Origin of the sequence: Cryobacterium sp. MLB-32, assembly GCF_000738085.1 — a bacterium.
Classification (GTDB): Bacteria; Actinomycetota; Actinomycetes; order Actinomycetales; family Microbacteriaceae; genus Cryobacterium.
Window position 1 is genome coordinate 1 of record NZ_JPRS01000794.1, and the last position, 1,197, is coordinate 1,197.

Genomic DNA, 1,197 nt, shown 5'->3' on the forward strand with positions numbered 1-1,197 from the left:
ACGGTCCGGTCGATGGTGGCGGTCGTGGCGGCGTCTGGTGTGCCTTCGATGAACCCGTTGCGAAGGAGCACCAAGCCCGTCGTCGGCTGCGTCGTCGTGGGCGCGGCCGTCGTGAGCCCTACCTTCGGAAGCTCGGCCGTGGTGGGCGCTGCCGCAGTGGGCCCTCTGGTCGTGGGCGCGGCCGTTGGATCCGGTACGGGTGCCCCAACGACGACCAGTTTGACCGACGGGCGGATGCGCCCGAACAGTGTTCCGGGGTCGGCGGCTGCGGCGACCTTGATCACCTCGATGAGGGACTCGGCGGCGATCTGGTCGGTTGACCGTGGGTCGTCGATGATGCGCTGCGCCCGTTCCTTTTCGCCTTTCTCGACGAATCGGGGGCCACCGGTGCGGGGTCCGGTGATCTGCAGCAGGAAGTCCTTGAAGTAGGACCCGTTTTCCGGGTCGAGCTCAAAGCTGCCGTGCAGCATGCCATCGGGCTTGTCGAACACCCGCAGGTACTGCCGTGCTCTCATCGCGTCGGCGCGGGAGGCGATCCCGGCGGCATCGATCGTGTCCCGGCACTGCCGGGCCGCCTTCGCCGCCTGGTCCGCGTTGAGGGTGCGGCACTCGGCCAGGAGATGCACGATAGCGTCGCTGAGCATCTCCTCCGTCACGCCGATGGCCGGTTCGCCCAAGCCGCGGCGAATGGCCGTCGCCGCGTCGGTGCTGAGTGTTCCGTCGGTCACGGCCTCGCCGAGCGGTGCGAACCACGGCCGGTGCACCTCGACCGGTGGGGCCTCGGGGTGTTCGAGCGCCAGCAGGTGGGCTTCCTTCTGCCGGGCCCGGGCAGCCTCTGCTTCGGTGGCCATGGTGCCGGCTTCGATCAGGCGGCGGGTGTCGGCTTTTGTGCCGCCTCCTCCTCCGCCGAGGGCCTGAACGTAGTCCTCTGTGGTGGCGTATCCCTTCTTCCTCGCGAGGCCTTCGCGGCCGAGCGTCCAGTCGGATCGGCCGGCCATATTCGCCGCCGACAGTGCGTAGGCCGCGGTGACCTCACGCAGGTGGTGGGCTATCGCCCGGTGGGTGTCCTCCGACCCGTCGTCGGACAACTCCGCGAACATCCTCGCGGACACATCTGACCGGGCCAAGGCCCCGGTCAGATCAACGAAAACACCTTCAATGGTGGTTGTCATAAGAAAAGTGTGACAGACACCACCG

General features: G+C 67.9%; 1 protein-coding gene. It reads right to left on the minus strand.

All coding sequences use genetic code 11. The features are described from left to right. The coding region (locus JF66_RS21425; RefSeq protein ID WP_035881060.1) for a DUF222 domain-containing protein at nucleotides 1–1,172 on the minus strand (1,172 nt) is incomplete at its 3' end. Between the last annotated feature and the right edge of the window lie 25 nt (nucleotides 1,173–1,197).